Genomic DNA, 19,663 nt, shown 5'->3' with positions numbered 1-19,663 from the left:
TCTGACCATCAAGGTCAGATCTCAATGCTCAACACTCGTTTAAGCATTGAGATCTGATTTTGTTGGTGGAGGTAATCGGACTCGAACCGGTGACCCCCTGCTTGCAAAGCAGGTGCTCTACCAACTGAGCTATACCCCCGTAAGGGTTTTAGTGGTGGGCCCAAGTGGACTCGAACCACCGACCTCACGATTATCAGTCGTGCGCTCTAGCCAGCTGAGCTATGGGCCCGCGCTAGGTACTCACCGTTTCAGCGGTGTGCGCCCTCTAAATTAAACAACGCGAAGTCCTCGCACGCTCCAGAAAAGCCCTGACCTTAGGACGTTACCAGCGACTCTTGGTCACCGGAAGTCTCCTTAGAAAGGAGGTGATCCAGCCGCACCTTCCGATACGGCTACCTTGTTACGACTTCACCCCAATTATCGAACCCACCTTCGGCCGCGCCCTCCTTGCGGTTAGGCTACGGACTTCGGGTGTTCCCGACTCTCATGGTGTGACGGGCGGTGTGTACAAGGCCCGGGAACGTATTCACCGCGGCATGCTGATCCGCGATTACTAGCGATTCCGACTTCATACAGGCGAGTTTCAGCCTGCAATCCGAACTGGGACGGCTTTTAGGGATTTGCTCCACCTCGCGGTATTGCTTCCCTCTGTTGACCGCCATTGTAGTACGTGTGTGGCCCAGGACATAAGGGGCATGATGATTTGACGTCGTCCCCACCTTCCTCCGTTTTGTCAACGGCAGTCTCGCTAGAGTGCTCTTGCGTAGCAACTAACAATAAGGGTTGCGCTCGTTGCGGGACTTAACCCAACATCTCACGACACGAGCTGACGACAACCATGCACCACCTGTCTCTACTTTCCCCGAAGGGCACCTAATGCATCTCTGCTTCGTTAGTAGGATGTCAAGTCCTGGTAAGGTTCTTCGCGTTGCTTCGAATTAAACCACATACTCCACCGCTTGTGCGGGCCCCCGTCAATTCCTTTGAGTTTCAACCTTGCGATCGTACTCCCCAGGTGGGATACTTATTGTGTTAACTGCGGCACGGAGGGGGTCAGACCCCCCACACCTAGTATCCATCGTTTACGGCGTGGACTACCAGGGTATCTAATCCTGTTTGCTCCCCACGCTTTCGCGCCTCAGCGTCAGTTAATGTCCAGCAGGCCGCCTTCGCCACTGGTGTTCCTCCGTATATCTACGCATTTCACCGCTACACACGGAATTCCGCCTGCCTCTCCATCACTCAAGAAAAACAGTTTCAAATGCAGGCTATGGGTTGAGCCCATAGTTTTCACATCTGACTTGCCTTCCCGCCTACACGCCCTTTACACCCAGTAAATCCGGATAACGCTTGCCACCTACGTATTACCGCGGCTGCTGGCACGTAGTTAGCCGTGGCTTATTCAAGAGGTACCGTCATTGTGTTCGTCCCTCTTAAAAGAAGTTTACAACCCGAGAGCCTTCTTCCTTCACGCGGCGTTGCTGGGTCAGGCTTGCGCCCATTGCCCAATATTCCCCACTGCTGCCTCCCGTAGGAGTCTGGGCCGTGTCTCAGTCCCAATGTGGCCGGCCAACCTCTCAGTCCGGCTACTGATCGTCGCCTTGGTGAGCCGTTACCTCACCAACTAGCTAATCAGACGCGAGTCCATCTCAGAGCGATAAATCTTTGGCATTCAGAGCCATGCAGCCCAAATGCATCATGCGGTATTAGCAGTCGTTTCCGACTGTTATTCCCCACTCCAAGGCAGGTTACTCACGCGTTACTCACCCGTCCGCCACTAAGTAACCCAATCAGTTGTCCGAAAACTCCGTCATGGGCACTCCGTTCGACTTGCATGTGTTAAGCACGCCGCCAGCGTTCATCCTGAGCCAGGATCAAACTCTCAATAAAATGGTATCTAAAGAACCGAGGTTCTTCAAATCATCTTATTGAAGCTATCCATAAGCTTCAAAGAAATCTTGTCAAGAGCCTTTCAAGTCACTCGACTAGAAAGGACATCTGTCCTTTTCTGGTGCTTCGTGTTTCGTTCTTCACGTTGTTTAATTTACAAGGTACACGCCGCTTTCACAGCAGGTCTTTATTTTACCACATCCCGTGGTGCTTGTCAAGCACTTTTTTCAGCTTCTTTCGAAGTTTTCAGAGCGCTTAACTCGTTTGCGTCTTACGCGAACTCATTTAGTTTACCAGATCATCGAGTTCTTGTCAAGAACTTTTTTCGAGGTTTTCCGAACTTTTCGTCACTCTCGAACTCGTTCTCTCTGACGCGAACTTGTTTATTTTAGCAAACTCAAGAGCTTTTGTCAAGCACTTTTTTCAGATCTCAGAGATTTTCTTCTCGTCATCGTCCTGTTTTTGTGCCTCTCGCAAAGCGCTCAGTTAATATACCAAATCGTTCCCGCTTTGTCAACACCTTTTTTCAAATTTATTGACTTTTCCTGCCTTTCTTTTTACAGCGGCAAAACACAACTATATCTGTCCCTTTTCTCACGCTTTACACCCCAAGATATGGATGCATTCCAAAGGGCTTAGGACCCCGGCGGGGCCCTCCCCCGCTTTCTCTCTCTGATATAGCTGCACAGCAGGGCCAAAAAAGGCAGCACAAAGGCCAGCACCAGCTGTCCCGCTGGGACCAGCCAGACGTCCAAATCCCGGGCGGCGAAGTCGTCCGGAAAGAGAAAGAGGGCACCCAGGAAGGCAAGAAGGGCGGCAAGGACCGGGATACGCCTCACCCATTTTGGGCCCGCCAGGACAGATACCATGGCCTTGACGGCAAAGAGGAGGGTACCCATCCATACAAAGTCGCTCAGGATCCAGAAGGCCATAACCACAGACTCCACCCTTTGAAAGGCGCCGTCCATGCCAACGCCACGGGCCATCTCAAAGAAGGGCACCTCCACCCGGGCGCATAGCTGCGCCCCAAGTTGGGCTACGGCGCCCAGCTGGAGCAGGGTAATGACGATGCAGGTACCCAGCAGCCACCGGCGGCCACGCCGGGCGTCCCCCTCTCTGGGGTCCACCTGTCCGGCCAGAAAGCCGCCCAGCACGCCGCCGGACAGGACGCCCACGGGCACCAGGGTGGCAGCCGCCGCTGCGGGGAGATCCTGGGTCCACACAGGCAGCACGCGGCGGGGCCGGGCGTCCAGGAGGGAGAAGCCCACCACCAGCGCCAGGATCAGAGCCAGGACCAGAAAGCAGATCTCGGCCGCCCGCGCGAAGGCAGAGAACTTCCGCCGGGCCATCCACACCACCACCGCCAGCAGCACCAGCAGAAAGACGGCGGGAGAGGCCCCACGGTAGCCGGCGGTGACCATCCGTCCAGCATAGAGCCGTCCCTCCAGGCACAGGAGGAAGATGGCCCACAACATATATATAATTGTAACTGCCTTGCCCGCCGCCGTGCCAAAGGCCCTCCGGAAACCGCCGGAGAGCCCATCCTGTCCCCTGGACAGGGTGTAGACGGCCCAGCCCGCCCCCAGCAGGGGCGGAAAGGCCAGCAGGCCGGTGAGCCAGGCGCTCTTGTCGGCCACAGCGGCGGTGAGCACGGGAAGCGCCCGCACCGCCGGGGTCAAAAGCCCGGTGAACAGCATCCCGTAGAGCTGCCGGGCGGAGATCCGGTCCCCCTCCATAGGGCACCTCCTTTCCTCAGCTTCTGGCCACAGTGGCATCCACCTTCACCTCCAGGGTGAGGTTGGGGAAAACCTCCCGCCACTGCTCCTCCAGGACGGCCTGCTTCCAGGGCACGGCCAGGGCCACCCGGTCCAGCAGGTGGATGGCGTCGGCGCGGAAGGCCTGGAACTGCTCCATGGCGTCCTCGATGGCCTCCCCGGCCAGCCGGGAGAGCTCTCCCTCCAGAGCCAGCCGGTCCTCCTCCCCCAGCCGTGCGGCGGCGCCGGAGAGTTCCGCCGCCTGGGTCTCCAAGGCGCAGGCCACCCGCAGTCCTGTGAGGGTATCCCCCTCAAATACGGTGCGGAAGGTGGTCTTGACCCCCGTGATTTTTAAGGCGGTATAGCCCCGGTCGGGACCGGAGAGCTCCAGGATCTGCCCCTTGCCCACGCTCCGCAGCAGGTCGGCCCCGAAGGCGGCGGTTTCATCGGTGAAGCCCTGGAGGACTCCGTCCCGGATGACGGCATAGCCCGCCGTCACCAGCACATACTCTCCCTGAGCCCCCTGGCCGTCCTCGGCCTCCCGGCGCTCCAGGGCGGGGAGCAGGGTGGCGCCGTTTTCCAGCAGGTCGGTGAGGGCCCCACGGGCCATCTGGGGCCGGGGTCCACCCAGCAGCTCGGCGTTTCGGGACATGGCGGAGAGCCGGTCGGGCAGACTCTCCCCCTCCCCTGCCTCCAGCAGCAGGTCGGCAGCCTCCGCCCCCCTCACCACCCACAGCTCGGCCTCCAGCCGCAGCTCCGGGTCATGGGCCATGTGGCCCAGCAGAGACTCCAGGCCCCGCTGGGCCTCCTCCTCCCCTACCAGCACCTGCTCCACGTCGCCGAAAAAGACAAAGTCCTCTCCCCGCTCGCCCATGTCGGCGCAGGCCACCGAGATGGTCCCCGCCTGGGCGGAGAGCACCAGGGGCTCCTGGTCACCGGGCCGGGCGCCGCTGGCGGCGGTGACCGTCACCGTCTCCCCCACGCCGGCGTCCACCCCCAGCACCTCCATCAGCACGGTCTTGTCGATCTGGTGGGCGTAGGGCAGGGCTGAGCCCCCCGTGAGCAGGAGGCTGAGCATGATAAATGGGGTAATGATGCGTCTCATGGGGACCTCCTTTCTGTTGAGTTGGGTGTGGCAACCCCGGGACGCCTTGTAAAACCTTCCCCCTTCCAGGGGGAAGGTGCAGGTTGTCGAAAAAGGGCATATACGTCAGATTTTGTGCAAGAGCCTCGCAGAGTTCCGTCGTCCGCAGACGACGGAATCAAGTACAGTCTGTTTTTTCCGGGGACATGTGCCTCGGAAAAAACACTGCTCAGGCCGCAAACGTGCGAGCGAAGCGAGTGCGATGCAGCGGCCTGCATCTTTTCGAAAAAATGCCTGCATTTTTGAGAGAGCCTGTCGACTTTGTCGACAGGCTCAACCTTCCCCCTTCCAGGGGGAAGGTGGCATTTGCGAAGCAAATGACGGATGAGGGTGGGTTGGTAAAATGGATTTCCCTTTTTCTTCTATTCAGCGCCCCCTCATCCGCCCCTGCGGGGCACCTTCCCCCCATTAGGGGGAAGGTTATGTTTATTTCAGCAAATACCAATCAACATACGTTTTTGGAGAAAAGAGACGCTTTCAAAACCCGTTTCTTTTTCCCTGCTGGAAAAAGAACGGTTTTTGGAATCCAAAGAAAAAGGGGCTCCCGGGCGGGTTAGGTGGCTCCAGATAGGAATCCGGCGGCCCGGCTTTACGCCCCCATCGAGGTCCAGCCCCGTCTACGGTAGACTACCTCGGTGGAACAGGGGTAAGCTGTGGTCCTATCTCCACTTTTTTCGCCGCCTGCGTGGGTGGGGATTGCCGCGTGGTCCTTCTTCCTTCCGTCACCGGGCGCATGCTTCAGATTCCTCACCCACGTCCAGAGCGAACCCAAAGTTCTTTTTGGGCACTTTTTCTTCTAAGAAAAAGTGCCTTGGTTGCGGCGGTTGCGGGTGCGGAGGGCGGCCTCCCGGAGCTTGACGAAGGGCAGAGGTCGCCGGAGGACGGCGTATGCCGCGTGCCGCTCCCCGTCGCTGGCCACGAAGGGCGAGAGGTAGGCCACACCGAAGGACTCCAGGGAGGCCAGGTGGCAGATGAGGAGGAGTCCCCCCATGGCCACGCCGAACATACCGGCCAGGGCGGCCAGGGCGGCAAAGCCGAAGCGCCACAGCCGCAGGGCGGCGGCGAAGTCCTGGGAGGGCATGGTGTACCCGGCGATGCCGGCGGCGGCCACCACGATGAGGACCACCGGGGAGACGATGCGGGCCTCCACGGCGGCGGAGCCCACCACCAGACCGCCCAGGATGGAGACGGTCTGGCCGATGGAACTGGGGAGCCGCAGCCCGGCCTCCTGGATGATCTCGAAGGCCAGGAGCATCATGAGCACCTCAAAGATGGTGGTGAAGGGCACGTCCTGCTTGGCGGCCACGATGGCCAGGGCCAGCCGGGTGGGCAGCAGCTCCAGGTGGAAGGTGACGGCGGCGATATAGAGGGCGGGGAGAAAGAGGGTGGTGAGCATGCACAGGTACCGGAGCACCAGCAGGGCCGAGGCCGCCATCCAGCTCAGGGCCTTGTCCTGCGGGGTGCGGAAGAACTGGCTGAGCCCGGCGGGCAGCAGCCAGCCCATGGGCAGGCCGTCCACCAGCACTCCCACCCGGCCCTCCACGATGCCGGCGGAGAAGCGGTCGGGCCGCTCGGTAGAGAGGATGGTGGGAAAGGCGGTGCGCAGGTCGCCGGCCAGATACTCCTCCAGGCTGGCCGGGGAGATGAGGCCGTCGATGTCCATGGCGGCCAGCCGCCCCTCCACCGCCGCCACCGTCTCCGGGTGGGCGATGCCCTCGATCCACACCAGGTCCACCGGGGTCACCGTCTGCCGGCCCACCAGCTGCTCCTGGATGCGCAGGGCCGGGGTCCGCACCCGGCGGCGGAGGATGGAGGTGTTGGTGCGCACCGACTCCACAAAGGCGTCCCGGGGTCCCTTCAAGGGCGGCTCGTTCTCCGAGGGGGAGATGGACCGCTTCTCCTCGGTCTGGACCAGGAAGGAGAGCACCTTCCCCGTTTTGGGGAAAAAGAGGAGGCACCACCCGTTGATGAGGTCGAAGACCCCCTGGTCGGCGGTGGTCCGCTCCTCCAGGATGAGGTTGTAGAGGGCTCCCTTCTGGATGCGCTCCACCGCCTGGGCCTCGTCGCACTGTGCCAGAGCCTCGTCCTGGGCCAGGGGCCGCAGGATATAGTCGCTGACCCGCTCCATCTTCACCATGCCGGAGAGATAGCACAATGTGGCCGTCCTGGCCGGATCGCCCCCCAGGGCCACCGTCCGTTTGGCAAAGTCCACGCAGTCGGTAAAGACCCGCTCCATATTCTCCGCCGTCAGGGGTCCGTCGATCCGGGGCTCCTGTCGGGGATGGGGCGGCACCGGCTCCCGCTCGCCCTTTTTTCGTCCAAACACCGTCCTCCCTCCTTTCTGGCCTAGTCTGTCCCGGCTTTTCCCCGTTTATTCCCCCATTTTGGGGAAAAATGGACCGGGAGGGTTGATTTTTCCCGGGAAACGGCTATACTTTTACCGTGCCGCCGGGCTTGCCCGGCTTTCGAGTCAAATACGGAGGTCCCGCCTCCGAAGGATAGATGGAAAAGGAGCGGCTATGGAAGCAAGAGATTTCTACGTCAACGCAACGAAAAAGCTCATCATCGAGGTGGACGGCAAGACCTACGCCCGTCACGCCATCCAGATCCCCTTCGTCAACGTGGGCGACGACTACGACGCCCTGGTGCGACAGTACGTGGTGCCGGTGTGGCGGCCCGGCGACATCATCTCGGTGAGCGAGAAGATCGTTGCCCTGTGCCAGAAGCGGGTGGTCTACGCCGCGGACGTGAAGCCCGGCCTGCTGGCCAACATCCTGTGCCGCTGCGTGGCCCAGACCGCCGCCGGCCCCGGCGCCGGCGTCCCCTACAAGATGCAGTTCGCCATCAACCAGTGCGGCGCCCCCAAGATCCTGTGGGCCGCCTTCCGGGCCGCCATCGACAAGCTCCGGGGCATCCACGGCACCTTCTACAAGATTGCCGGCGACGAGGTCTACGGTCTGGACGGCTTCTTCGGCCACGACATCGAGGAGTACGCCGAAATGGGCATCCGCATCCCCGCCGACCCCGACGGTGTGTGCGAGAAGGTGCTGAAGGACACCGGCGTGGTGTCCATGATCGTGGACGCCAACGCCCTGGCCCAGGAGATTCTGGGCAAGTGCTCCGCCCTGAAGGACTGGAGCGACGAGAAGCTGGCAAAGCTCATCGGGGACAACCCCGCCGGCCAGGTGCGGCAGCTCACCCCCTTCATCCTCATCCGTGAGGTCCCCAAGGAGGAGGCCGCCGAGCTGGAGGCCAAGGCCCAGGCCGACATCGCCGCCCGGGAGGCCGCCCAGCAGGGCTGAGCATCCCCGCAATACAGAACCCGAGGGCTGTCGAAAAAGCACATATGCGCTTGATTTTTGGCAAGAGCCTCGCAGAGTTCCGTCGTCCGCAGACGACGGAATGAAATTCAGTCTGTTTTTTCCGGGGACATGTGCCTCGGAAAAAACTCTCTTCAGCCTGCAAGCGTGCGAGCGCAGCGAGTGCGACGCAGCAGGCTGCATCCCTTCGAAAAAATGCTTGCATTTTTGAGAGAGCCTGTCGACAAAGTCGACAGGCTCAGCGGCGGGCGCATCTGTGATGCGCCCGCCCTTTTGTCCTCTGGCCGCGGACATGGGCGCCGGGCCGCGTCCGGCACGCCCCCATCCCCCACCCGTCCCGCTTTCGTTTGCGGCCTGAAAATTTCCTTTTTCCCCAATTTCTCTTGTCATCGCCGGGGAAATAGGCTATACTGAGACAAGACACGGCTGCGCGGCAGCCACATGGTAAAGTGGATCGGAGATGACAATATGGAACTGAAAAATTTCGACGCGATCCTGGAGCGCGTACCCAAGATGTCCCGTCCCATGCGGGTGATCCTGGCCGGTTCCGACGGTGAGAACATGCTCAAGGGTATCTTCGCCGCTCAGGAAAAGGGTCTGGTACAGCCCGTGCTGGTGGGCGACCGCGCCCGGACCATTACGGTCCTGGAGCAGTTCGGTCTGGAGAAGGAGCCCTACACCATGGTGGACACCCCTCCCGGACACAACATCACCCAGATGGCCATCGACATCATCAACTCCGGCGACGGCGACGTGCTCATGCGCGGCAACATCCCCACCCGTGACTTCCTGATGCCGGTGCTGGACGGCAAGAACGGCCTGCGCACCGACCGGCTCATGAGCCACGTGTCTCTGGCCTCCCTGCCCGAGTACCCCAAGCTGCTGGCCCTGAGCGATATGACCGTGGTCATTAAGCCCAACATGACCCAGAAGAAGGCCATCATCAAGAACACCGCCGACGCCCTGAAGGCCTTCGGCTATGAGAATCCCAAGCTGGCCCTGCTGAGCCTGGTGGAGCAGGTGACCTTCCACATGCAGGACACCGTGGAGGCCCAGCGCCTGGTGGCCGAGCAGAAGCAGAAGCCCTTTGCCGACTGCGAGCTGTGGGGCCCCATCGCCTACGACCTGATTCTCAGCAAGGAGGCCGCCCGCCTGAAGCACTACAACTGCCCCTGGAGCGGCGGCGGCTTCGACGGCATCATCGCCCCCGACCTCTCCACCGCCAACACCCTGGTGAAGAGCTGGCTCATCCACGCCCACGCCGTCACCTGCGGCGCCGTGGTGGGTGCCAAGGTGCCCATCGCCCTCACCAGCCGCAGCGCCAACGAGGAGGAGACCTACCTCTCCCTGGTGTTCTGCGCCGTGCTGGACGCCTGGCGGAAGAAGAACAAGGCCACTGAGGACTAATTGCCGAAAACGATACACAGAAAGACCGGAATCCGTCTGGATTCCGGTCTTTTTTTATCGTGAAAACACTATGCAGTCAGGAGATTGTTTTCCCCCTCCGGGAGGGCTAAACTGGGCAGGAGCGTGGAGTCGGCGCCAGCTTCCGCCGGCTCCCGCCATCAAAAAAGGAGGAACATGAACATGAACCTGAAACGCATCTCTGCCGGCGTCCTGTCCGCCGCGCTGTGCCTGAGCCTGTGCGCCTGCGGCGGCAGCGGCAGCACCCCCGCCGAGACCAACAGCGGCGAGGAGACCACCCCCGCGACCACCGCTCCTGTGGCCACCACCCCCGTCCCCGAGGAGACGGAGCCCGCCGCGCCCAGCGCCACCCCCGTGGAGGTGGGCGGCAGCATCACCACCGACAACTTCGTCATGAGCTTTGACTCCCTAGAGCTGCTCCCTGAGTACTCCTACTCCACCAGTGAGTACTCCTCCACCTCCCTCTATGTGGAGGAGGGCTACCAGCTGCTGGTGGTGAAGGGCACCTTCGAGAACGTGGGCACCACCGTCATCAGCGACTCCTGCTTCGGCTTCACCGCCACCGTCAACGACGAGTATGTGGTAGACGGCTACGACGTGCGCCTCAACTTTGAGCGGGACAAGAACTTCGAGATCGACCCCTACACCGAGCAGCCCTACGTCCTCTACATCAACATCCCCGATAAGCTGGCCGAGATGTTTGAGACGGCCTCCTTCACCATCGGCTTCAAGGACGACATGTCTATTCCCTCCACCTCCTACGGCAGCGACGGCTCCGTCACCGTGGACATCGATCAGCAGTACGTCTTTACCAGCGGTCTCACCAACGCCGGCTAACCTCACACAGATCCAAAAAGACTCCGGGGACAGCATTGAACTGCCCCAGATTGTGCGGACAGTACAAAAAAGAGCCCTTAGTAGGAAAGATTAAGTTTTAAGCGGAGAGGCGTCGCGCCAGCGGCGCCTCTCCAGTTTTTAACTGGATGCGCTCATGGTTATAGAAGTAAATATAGCGGTCAATCATCTCATTGGCTTCGGAAAAGGTCGCCGGTTNCGTCCCCGGAGTCTTTTTTATTGTGTTGTGAGGAGCGGCGGCATTGGTTGTGCGGGCACGCTCACACCCGCACGGCCTTCCGGTCCTTCCGGCCGCTCTGGTGGAGGACCTTTTCCAGCTCACTGACCGCCGCAGGGGCGAGGGACAGCAGGAGCACCCACCCCCAGGCCCGCAGGGGCATGGCCACGGTGCCGAACACCAGCCGCAGGGGCGGGCACACCAGGGCGGCCATCAGCAGGGCAAGGCCCACCAGGAAGGCCTTGACCATGGCCCGGTTGGAGGTGAGGCCCAGCTGGACCACGGTTTTGTGGTCGCTGCGCACGTCAAAGGCGTGGAAGAGCTGGCAGAGGGTGAGGGTAGCGAAGGCCATGGTGCCGGCCAGGGCGCCACCGTCGCGGGCCATGGACCAGCCCAGGCCCCAGGCACACAGGGTGACCGCCCCCACCAGCAGGCCCTGCCAGGCCAGGCGCAGGGAAAAGGCCTTTGTAAAGAGGCTGGCGTGGGCGGGCCTGGGTCCCTCCTCCATGACGCCCTCCTCCACCGGCTCCACCCCCAGGGCCAGGGCGGGGAGGGAGTCGGTGACCAGGTTGAGCCACAGGAGCTGCACCGGCGTCAGGGGCGTCTGGGGCAGGTCCAGGGCGGTGGCCAGGGCCACGGCGGCGATCTCCCCGATGTTGCAGGAGAGGAGGTAGTGGATGGCCTTGCGGATGTTGGCAAAGATGCCCCGCCCCTCCTCCACTGCTCGGACGATGGTGGTGAAGTTGTCGTCGGTGAGCACCATGTCGGAGGCACCCTTGGCCACGTCGGTGCCGGAGCGGCCCATGGCGCAGCCGATGTCGGCGGCCTTCAGTGCCGGGGCATCGTTGACCCCGTCCCCCGTCATGGCCACCACCTGGCCCCGCTTCTGCCAGGCCTGGACGATGCGCATTTTATGCTCCGGGGTCACCCGGGCGTAGACGGAGAACTTCTCCACCTCCCGCTCCAGCATGTCCTGGGGCATGAAGTCCAGCTCCTCCCCGGTGACGGCCACATCCCCCGGCCGCAGCAGGTCCAGCTCCCGGGCCACCGCCAGGGCGGTGAGCTTGTGGTCACCGGTGATCATGACGGGCCGGATGCCAGCGGTGAAGCACCGCGCCACCGCCCCCCGCACCTCTGGCCGGGGCGGGTCCATCATGCCCACCAGCCCCACCAGGGTGAGGCCCTTCTCCAGGCTGCCGGTGTCGGTGCCCGCCGGGAGGGTGGGCAGGTCCCGCCGGGCCACCGCCAGCACCCGGAGGGCACGCTGGGCCATGGCCTCGTTGGCCGCCGCCGCCCGGCGCTGGAGGGCGGGGGTGAACTCCATCTCCCCGTTTGGCCCCAAAGCCTTGGCGCACAAGGGAAAGAGCACATCAGGTGCCCCCTTTACCAGCAGGCGGCAGCCGCCGCTTTCCAAGGGGTGGAGGGTGCTCATCCGCTTCCGGTCGGAGTCAAAGGGGCACTCCCCTCTCCGGGGGTATTTCTGCTCCAGCTCGGACTTGTCCAGCCCGGCGCTCCGGGCCGCCTCCACAATGGCGCACTCGGTGGGGTCCCCCACCGCCTTTGTGCCGCCGCCGTCCCGCACCAGCTCGGCGTCGGAGCACAGCGCCCCGCCGGAGAGGACGGCGTTCCGGTCCCCGCCGGTGGTCCACACCTCCTGGACCGTCATCCGGTTCTGGGTCAGGGTCCCCGTCTTATCCGAACAGATGACCCCGGCGCAGCCCAGGGTCTCCACCGCCGGCAGACGCCGGACGATGGCCCCCCGCTTCGCCATCCGCTGCACCCCCAAGGCCAGCACAATGGTGACCACCGCGGGCAGGCCCTCCGGGATGGCGGCCACCGCCAATGAGACGGCGGTGAGGAACATGTCCAGAATGCCCTTTCCCCGCAGCAGGCCCACCCCAAACATGACGGCGCAGACGCACAGGCAGAGAAAGGATAATGTACCTGAAATTTCCGCCATCTTCTTCTGTAAAGGAGTTTCCCCTTCACCTTGTTCCAGCAAGAGACCGGCGATGTGGCCCATCTCCGTCTCCATGCCGGTGGCGGTAATGACGCAGGTCCCCCGGCCGGCGGTGATGACGGTGCCGGAGAGGACCATGTTCCTCCGGTCGCCCAGAGGTGTCTCGGGAGGCAGGGCGCCGCAGGCCTCCTTGGTGACGGGGAGGGACTCCCCGGTCATGGCCGACTCATCGGTGGTGAGTCCGGCGGCGGAGAGGACCCGGGCGTCGGCGGGGACCAGGTCCCCGGCTTCCAGGCGGATGAGGTCGCCGGGCACCAGCTGCCCGGCCTCCACCCGGCAGGGCTGTCCGTCCCGGACGGCGTTTGCCATGGGTGCGGAGAGGTCCCGGAGGGCCTCCAGAGCCCGCTGGGCGCTGTCCTCCTGGGAGATGGAGATGACGGCGTTTAAGAGGACGATGCCCAGGATGATGACGGCCTCCACCCAGTCCTCTCCGCCCCCGGCCCACAATGAGAGCCCCGCCGCCCCCAAGAGCACCAGCACCATGGGGTCCTTGAGCTGGCCCAGCAGCCGCTTCAGCAGCCCCGGACCCTCCCTGGCCTTCAGCTCGTTGCGCCCGTACCGCTCCAGCCGCTTCCGGGCCTCCCCGGCGGAAAGGCCCTTCGTGCCGCTGGTCTTCAGCTCCTCCAGCACCGCTTTGGTGCCCATGGCATACCATGCTCTCATTCCGCGTCCCCTCTTTTCCAGATTCTGTATGGACAAGTATACCACCGGCCTGTCCGACTTTCCCCGTGAAGAAGGGCGGACGATTGGGGACATATATTGTTTTTTGGCCGCATAGGACGGGGACGGCAGTCTGGGTCATCTCATAAAACCTTCCCCCTGGCAGGGGGAAGATGGCGGCGCAGCCGCCAGATGAGGGTGGGCTGCGTGGTTCCTTAAGGAACGTTCAAAACCCGTTTCTTTTTCCTTGCTGGAAAAAGAACGGTTTTTGGAATCCAAAGAAAAAGGGGCTCCCGTATGGGTTGAGTGGCTCCAAATAGGAATCCGGCGGCCCGTCTTTACGCCCCCGTTGTGGACCGGCACCGTCCACAGGTGACTCCGCCGGTGGAACAGGGAAAACTTGTGGTCCTATCCCACATTTTTTCGCCGCCTGCGTAGGTGGGTGTCGGGACGTGGCACCGCTGCCTGTTGTTTCCTCTATTGCGGGGTGGGCTTCCGTCTCTTTTACCTCTTCACGCTTCACTTTTCCCTCTTACTTTTCTTTGTGGGGCGCGGCTTCCCAGACGCACCCCATGAAAAACGGCCCCGCCCTGTTTTCACAGGGCGGGGCCGTTTGGCTTACTGGATTGTTTACGCCGCGGGGGTCTCGCTGGGGGCCGCCGTCTCGGTGGGAGCGGTGGTCTCAGCGGGGGCCTGGCTCTCGGCGGGGGTGCTCTCCACAGGGGCGGTGGTCTCGGGAGCGGTAGTCTCGGCGGGGGCGCTGTCGGCCTGGCTGGCGGCGGAGATGTCGCTCCGGAGGGTGGTGAGGCCGTCATAGAAGGCCTGAAGGTCCAGGCTCTCCAGGGTCTCGGAGCGCTCCACCTGAGCCTCGTCCATCCACTGGTCGATCTGGTCCTGCATCTTCACCTGGGCGTACTTATCATATCCGGCCTCGTTGTCGGCGGAGAGGCGGAGGATGATGTGGTAGCCATACTGGCTCTGGATGGGCTGGCTGATCTCGCCCTCGGCCAGAGCCTTGGTGCCCTCGTAGAACTCGTCCACCATCTCACCGGGGCCGAAGGTGTAGCCCTCGGTGCCGCCGTTGACGTTACCGGAGGAGTCCACATCGTCGGTGTTCTCGGTCATGAGCTGGTCGAAGAGGGTCATGGGGTCCTCGGCGGCCAGGAGCTGGTCGTAGATCGCCTGGGCCTGGGCCTGGGCGGCGGCCATGCCGTCGTCGGTGACGTTGCCGTCGGCGTCGGTGACAGGCTCGGCCTTGATGAGGATGTGCTTGGCGTGGAAGACGCCGGCCTCGTTCAGCTTGTCGGCGTCGGGGGCGTCGGTGCCCTCGGTGCCGTAGAGACCCTCCATCAGGTTGTTATAGAGGAAGCTGGCCTGGTTGATGTGGAAGAAGCCCTCCTGAGAGAGGCCCATGTAGGAGATGAGGCGGACCAGCTCGGTGTCCACTCTGTCGCTCTGGGTCTCGGGGTCCAGACCGGCCTGCTGGGCCAGGGACGTCTTCATGGTCTGGAGCTGCTCGTCATAGGAGTCCTGGTTCCCCTTGGTCCAGCCCATCTTCAGCTCCTCAGCCTTGTTCTCCATGAGCTGGTAGAGGGTGGCGGTCTCCACGGCGCTGTCCAGGTAATACTGCCCCAGGGTCTGGCCGTCTCCCATGTCCATGGTGAGGTCGGTCATGCCCCAGGCAGCGTACTGGTCGGCGTAGCTGCTCAGCCAGTAGAGGAGCTCCTCGGCAGGCACCTCGGCGCCGTCCACGGTGAGGAGGGGGGTGTCCCGGGCGATACCGGCGGTCTGCATGATGATGTCCTCCGGCACCTCACTGGGCAGGGGGAGCTCGGTAAAGGTGGCAGCGGTGGAGCCGCAGCCGGCCAAGGCGCTGCCCAGCACGGCGGCGGACAGGGCCACGCCTAACATTCTGGTGGTCAATTTCATGTCGTTCTCTCCTTAATGGTCTTGAATAGACGGGGATAACTATACCACTTCCGGCGGAAAAAAACAATGGGAAAGGGGGCGCGCGGCGCCGGAGATTCGGATTTCTCGCCTGCGGCGCGGCATGGCGGGGACGGGGCGGCCGGCTGAACCTTCCCCCTGGAAGGGGGAAGGTGGATGGCCGAAGGCCAGACGGATGAGGGTGCGTCCGTGGACAGCACAGGCTGTTTTTCGAGCCAACGCCCCCTCATCCGGCCCTCCGGGCCACCTTCCCCCCTCAGGGGGGAAGGTTTTTTCATTCTCCGGATGCAAAGGGGCCCGCCGCATCTGCGGCGGGCCCGGGCGCTTTTTGCTTAGTCGTAGTAGTAGGCGGTGTCGCCTATGTTGCGCTGGAGCTGGGTCTCCAGGATGTGGGTGTCGTCCAGGATGCCCGCCTCCCGCAGGGTGTCCAGGGTCTCCACTGAGGTGGTCTGGAGGGTGATGCGGGTGGAGGTGCCCCCCATCTCCGGATCGCTCCACTCATAGTTGATCCGCAGATCGGTATAGTAGCAGTTCTCCAGCCGCTCCAGATCCTCCAGCAGGTAGCGGCGGCCCAGGTCGCCGTGGGCGATGTCATCCTGAAGGGCCTGGAGGACCTCCTCCCGCCAGCCCACGGGCACGGGATAGGTCTCATACTCCTCCTTCTCGGTGTTCCACACCTCCAGCTCAATGCCGGTGAGACGCAGGGAACCGTCGGCGAGGGCCTTCTCCCGGTTGGAGGAGAAATACTGCTCCTGGATGACCTCGGGCCGGTTGAGGAAGGCGCTCAGCTTTCCGGCGGCGGAGTTGGGATCGGCCAGGGTATCGGCGTCAAAGGCGATGCGGTACTCCCGCTGCATCACGTCGCCGCCGATGAGGGTATAGCTGATACTCACCAGGCTGCTGCCGGCGGTCTGGATGTCCGCCTGGCCGCCGGAAACGGCCACCCGCTGATAGTCACTGCCCATCTGGGCGTTTTCCTGGATGGCCTGTTCGTCCACGATCGTCCGGTGGAGGTCCACCACCGCCTCGATGAGCTCCGGGTCGGTGACGATAACGGTACCGTCACCGTTGTCGTAGGGGGCGGTATTGGTGGCATAGAGGGCAGCGGACACCACCCGGTCGGGGCTGGGCGTGCGCCGCTCATAGCCGGTGAGGTCCAGCTCCATGACGGCGATAAAGGCGGCGAGGACCAGACACAGGGCCACACAGCCCTTCCAGCCGCCCCGGAAGACCCAAAAGGTCTTCTGGAGGAGCATCTCGGCCACGAAGTAGCCCACGGCCCCCCACACCAGCAGGAAGCACAGCAGGTACCAGCCCCCCTCGGGGAGGACATAGGCGAAGAACTGGTAGAAGATCTGACCCATGGAGAGGGCGGCGCAGACGCCCACGCCGTACTTGAAGATGGGCTTGCTCCAGGACACAGTGACCACGTCCCCCGCACCCTCCAGCTGGCGTCGGCGGTAGAGCCACAGGGCGGCGGCGGTGAGGACGACGCCCACCAGGGCGTAGATGAAAACGGTGCCCATGCCGTGGAACTGGATCATGGTGATCCGGTCGGCCCCTGCCCCCTCGGCGCTCCAGACGGTCTCCACATTCAGGGCGTTGCCCAGGCGGAAGAAGGGGCTCAGCCAGTCGCACAGCTCGGTGAGCCGTCCCACGTCCACATAGCCATAGACGAAGGAGGCCAGCACCTGGTTGACCAGGTACAGAAGGCCCACCGCCAGGACGTTGAGGATGCCGTAAAAGGCGGGCAGGGCCAGGATGTGGCCGGTGAACATGGCGCAGAACACGGCAAAGGAGAAGAAAAAGAAGCTCAGCAGCACCTGTACCAGCAGCCACACCAGCAGTCCCCGCAGATCCAGCACGCCCAGGGCCAGCTCCGCCAGGAGGGTGAGGAGAAAGACGCCGGCGGCGGGCAGCACCAGGAAGGAGAGGCCGGAGAGGTAGTTGGTGAGGAAGAGGTCCTCCCGGCGCAGGGGCATGGCGTGGAAGAAGGCCACGCTGCGGCTGCTGTAAAGGTAGGAGAAGACAGCCATGGCCGCCAGGATGGCAAAGCACGCCGTGGTGGCCACCGTGGGGAAGGTGGCCATCTGACGGACGGTGTCCACGGCGAAATACCGGGCGTAGGACATGCCGTTCATGGCGGAGGTGCTCTGGGCGCTGAGGAGCAGGTTCAGGGGCAGAGCCACCAGCCAGCCCAGGGCGTACACCGCCCAGATGGGCCAGAACCGGGCCATATTCTTCTTCCACAGGGCGGGGTAAAACCGCCGGCTGTTCTCAGAGGATGATGTCGCGGACCGCATAGTCCTCACCTCCCAGCTCATAGATGAAAATTTCCTCCAGCGTGAGGGGCAGGGCCTCCATCAGGATGGGGGCGTACACCGCCAGGCGGTTGGTGACGTCGGTGGCGTTGCCCCGGACGATGAGGGTGTGGATGCGTCCCACCTGGGAGACGTGGAGGACCTCCAGGTCCTCGGGCAGCTTGGGCAGCTCCCGCTCCTGGAAGACCACCTGCATCTTCACCAGGTTCTCCTGGAGGTCGGTGAGGCTGCGCTCGATGAGGACCTTGCCGTGGGAGAGGATGCCCACCCGGTCGCACACGTCCTCCAGCTCCCGGAGGTTGTGGGAGGAGACCAGCACGGTGGTGCCCTCCTGGGCCACGTCGGCCATGATGAGGCTCCACACCTGCCGGCGCATCACCGGATCCAGGCCGTCCACCGGCTCGTCCAGCACCAGCACCTCCGGCCGGCAGCACAGGGAGAGCCAGAAGACGGCCTGCTTCTGCATACCCTTGGAGAGGCGGCGCATGGGCCGCTTCTCATCCACCTGGGAAAAGAGGTCCCGCAGGGTCTTGTAGCGGTTCTGGTCGAACTTTGGATAAAAGCCCTTCAAAAACCGGGCCATGTCCCGGGTGGAGGCCGACAGGAAATAGTAGAGCTCGTCGGGGATGGAGGAGATCCGGGCCTTGGCTGCCGGATTCTCATAGATGGGCTCCCCCTCCAGCAGCACCTCCCCGGAATCCTGCCGGTAGATGCCGGTAACGTGGCGGAGAAGGGTGGATTTGCCCGCTCCGTTGGGGCCCACCAGGCCGTACACCGACCCCTTGGGCACCGTCATGGTCAGTCCGTCCAGCGCCCGGAAGCCGTCAAAGGCCTTGACCACATTCCTTGCCTCGATCATATCGCACTCTCTCCCTTCGTCCCCGCTTCGCTCACCCGCTGGGCCAGCTCCTTGGGGGTCATCCCCAGAAACAGCAGTTCGGTGACCGCCTCGTCCAGCTGTTTGAGCAGGGCCTCCCGCCGTCCGTCGGCGCGGTCGGCGCCTCTGGAGGCAAAAACGCCCCGGCCCGCCTCCGCCCGGAGGTAGCCCTCCTGCTCCAGGGCCTCATAGGCCCGCTGGATGGTGTTGGGGTTGATGGCCAGGGAGGCCGCCAGCGCCCGCACTGAGGGGAACTGCTCCCCCTCCCGGATGGCGCCGGTGACCACCAGGTGCCGCAGGCCGTCCTTCACCTGTAAATAGATGGGCCGGGCGTCCCGATAGTTGAGTTGGATCACAACCCGTCCTCCTTTCCTCCCCGTGGGGAAGTGTATGAACTATCTTGGTACAGTTAGTATACACGCCGCCGCCGGAGGATGTTTTAAAAATTTATAACGATTTTCCGACTTCCTGCCACTTTCTTCACCTGGACTTTGGCCGCGCATGCGCTATAATATAGGTATGGGGGACCGCCGCCGTGTCCCCCGCCATCTGTTGTCAAAGGAGGGCAAGGTGATTCCCATGCACAATCCAAACTATGAATCCTTTCTCCGCTGCGTCCAGGACCTGCTGGACACCCCGGAGGTTCGTTCCATGCGGCAGTACCCCCACCACCCCCGCACCACCTGCTACGAGCACTCAGTGTGCGTGGCTTACGTCTCCTACCGCCTGGCCCGCCGTTGGGGTCTGGATTACCGCGCCGCCGCCCGGGCGGGGCTGCTCCACGACCTCTACCTTTATAATTCCAGAAAGAAGCCGTCCTACTACGGCAACCAGTGCTTCACCCACCCCGTGGTGGCCTTGAAGAACGCCTGGGCCCTGTGCGGCAGTCTCACCCCCATGGAGGAGAACATCATCGTCTCCCACATGTGGCCTCTGGCCCGGAAAATGCCCCGGTACCGGGAGGCCCTGGTGGTCAACCTGGCTGACAAGCTGTGCGCCACCGCAGAGGTGGTGGGTCTCCGGCGGTTCTCCCGCCGGGTGGCCGCCCACGCCTGGACCGTCCGGGATACCCCGGCCGCAGCCTGAACACAAACGGCACCTGTCCCCTCTCCGCAGGCGGACAGGTGCCGTTTCGCGCCTCTGGTGATACGCCTCTTCACTCTTCACGTCTCTCTCTTTCCTTGATTTGTGGGCGCGGCCTCCATCGGGCGGCCCTTGTCCCCCTTCTCCCCC

General features: G+C 63.0%; 12 protein-coding genes, 2 tRNA genes and 1 rRNA gene. 4 read left to right on the top strand and 11 right to left on the bottom strand.

The window, feature by feature from the left end; all coding sequences use genetic code 11:
- Window positions 1-63: 63 nt before the first annotated feature.
- The 6 genes from E0E29_RS05060 to E0E29_RS05035 form a co-directional block, all read right to left on the bottom strand.
- Window positions 64-139: transfer RNA gene (locus tag E0E29_RS05060), tRNA-Ala, on the bottom strand.
- A gap of 13 nt (window positions 140-152) precedes the next feature.
- A tRNA-Ile gene (locus E0E29_RS05055) sits at window positions 153-229 on the bottom strand.
- Window positions 230-358: 129 nt separating this feature from the next.
- Window positions 359-1,890: ribosomal RNA gene (locus tag E0E29_RS05050) — 16S ribosomal RNA — on the bottom strand.
- Window positions 1,891-2,525: 635 nt separating this feature from the next.
- Entirely contained in the window at window positions 2,526-3,626 is a 1,101-nt protein-coding gene (locus tag E0E29_RS05045; protein ID WP_165449797.1) for a GerAB/ArcD/ProY family transporter, read from the bottom strand.
- Between the two features lie 16 nt (window positions 3,627-3,642).
- A complete protein-coding gene (locus E0E29_RS05040) occupies window positions 3,643-4,749 on the bottom strand; it encodes a Ger(x)C family spore germination protein (protein ID WP_130848910.1) in 1,107 nt (368 codons plus the stop codon).
- An 835-nt stretch (window positions 4,750-5,584) separates the two neighbouring features.
- Complete coding sequence (locus E0E29_RS05035; protein ID WP_242622372.1) at window positions 5,585-7,114, bottom strand: spore germination protein; 1,530 nt, start codon at window positions 7,112-7,114, stop codon at window positions 5,585-5,587.
- 193 nt (window positions 7,115-7,307) lie between these two features.
- Here E0E29_RS05035 and E0E29_RS05030 point away from each other — a divergent pair, with 193 nt between their 5' ends.
- The 3 genes from E0E29_RS05030 to E0E29_RS05020 all read left to right on the top strand — a co-directional run bounded on the left by E0E29_RS05030 (window position 7,308) and on the right by E0E29_RS05020 (window position 10,370).
- Window positions 7,308-8,090, top strand: a complete 783-nt coding sequence (locus E0E29_RS05030; protein WP_130848909.1) for a F420-0--gamma-glutamyl ligase — start codon at window positions 7,308-7,310, stop codon at window positions 8,088-8,090.
- 486 nt (window positions 8,091-8,576) lie between these two features.
- Complete coding sequence (locus tag E0E29_RS05025; RefSeq protein ID WP_165449796.1) at window positions 8,577-9,515, top strand: phosphate acyltransferase; 939 nt, start codon at window positions 8,577-8,579, stop codon at window positions 9,513-9,515.
- A 180-nt stretch (window positions 9,516-9,695) separates the two neighbouring features.
- Window positions 9,696-10,370, top strand: coding sequence for a hypothetical protein (locus tag E0E29_RS05020; protein ID WP_130848907.1), 675 nt, complete (start codon window positions 9,696-9,698; stop codon window positions 10,368-10,370).
- A 278-nt stretch (window positions 10,371-10,648) separates the two neighbouring features.
- Here E0E29_RS05020 and E0E29_RS05010 read toward each other — a convergent pair whose 3' ends face one another.
- The 5 genes from E0E29_RS05010 to E0E29_RS04990 form a co-directional block, all read right to left on the bottom strand.
- The gene (locus E0E29_RS05010) at window positions 10,649-13,288 is read right to left on the bottom strand and encodes a calcium-translocating P-type ATPase, PMCA-type (RefSeq protein WP_130848906.1); all 2,640 of its coding nucleotides are present in this window, start codon (window positions 13,286-13,288) and stop codon (window positions 10,649-10,651) included.
- Between the two features lie 627 nt (window positions 13,289-13,915).
- On the bottom strand, window positions 13,916-15,214 hold the full coding sequence (locus E0E29_RS05005; RefSeq protein WP_130848905.1) for a peptidylprolyl isomerase: 1,299 nt from the start codon (window positions 15,212-15,214) through the stop codon (window positions 13,916-13,918).
- A 350-nt stretch (window positions 15,215-15,564) separates the two neighbouring features.
- Complete coding sequence (locus E0E29_RS05000; RefSeq protein WP_130848904.1) at window positions 15,565-17,535, bottom strand: hypothetical protein; 1,971 nt, start codon at window positions 17,533-17,535, stop codon at window positions 15,565-15,567.
- Window positions 17,510-18,412 (bottom strand): ABC transporter ATP-binding protein, encoded by a 903-nt coding sequence (locus tag E0E29_RS04995; protein WP_130848903.1) that lies wholly within the window; start codon window positions 18,410-18,412, stop codon window positions 17,510-17,512. Before E0E29_RS04995 ends, E0E29_RS05000 begins: the two co-directional genes overlap by 26 nt.
- On the bottom strand, window positions 18,409-18,786 hold the full coding sequence (locus tag E0E29_RS04990) for a GntR family transcriptional regulator (protein ID WP_130848902.1): 378 nt from the start codon (window positions 18,784-18,786) through the stop codon (window positions 18,409-18,411). The genes E0E29_RS04995 and E0E29_RS04990 overlap by 4 nt, the downstream gene beginning before the upstream one ends.
- A gap of 223 nt (window positions 18,787-19,009) precedes the next feature.
- Between E0E29_RS04990 and E0E29_RS04985 the strand changes: the two genes are divergently transcribed.
- Window positions 19,010-19,516, top strand: coding sequence for an HD domain-containing protein (locus tag E0E29_RS04985; RefSeq protein ID WP_165449795.1), 507 nt, complete (start codon window positions 19,010-19,012; stop codon window positions 19,514-19,516).
- Window positions 19,517-19,663: the final 147 nt, after the last annotated feature.

Origin of the sequence: Intestinimonas timonensis, assembly GCF_900626145.1 — a bacterium.
GTDB lineage: Bacteria > Bacillota > Clostridia > Oscillospirales > Oscillospiraceae > Intestinimonas > Intestinimonas aquisgranensis.
The sequence above is the reverse complement of the archived record's forward strand: the minus strand, read 5'-3'. Positions and strand labels throughout refer to the sequence as shown.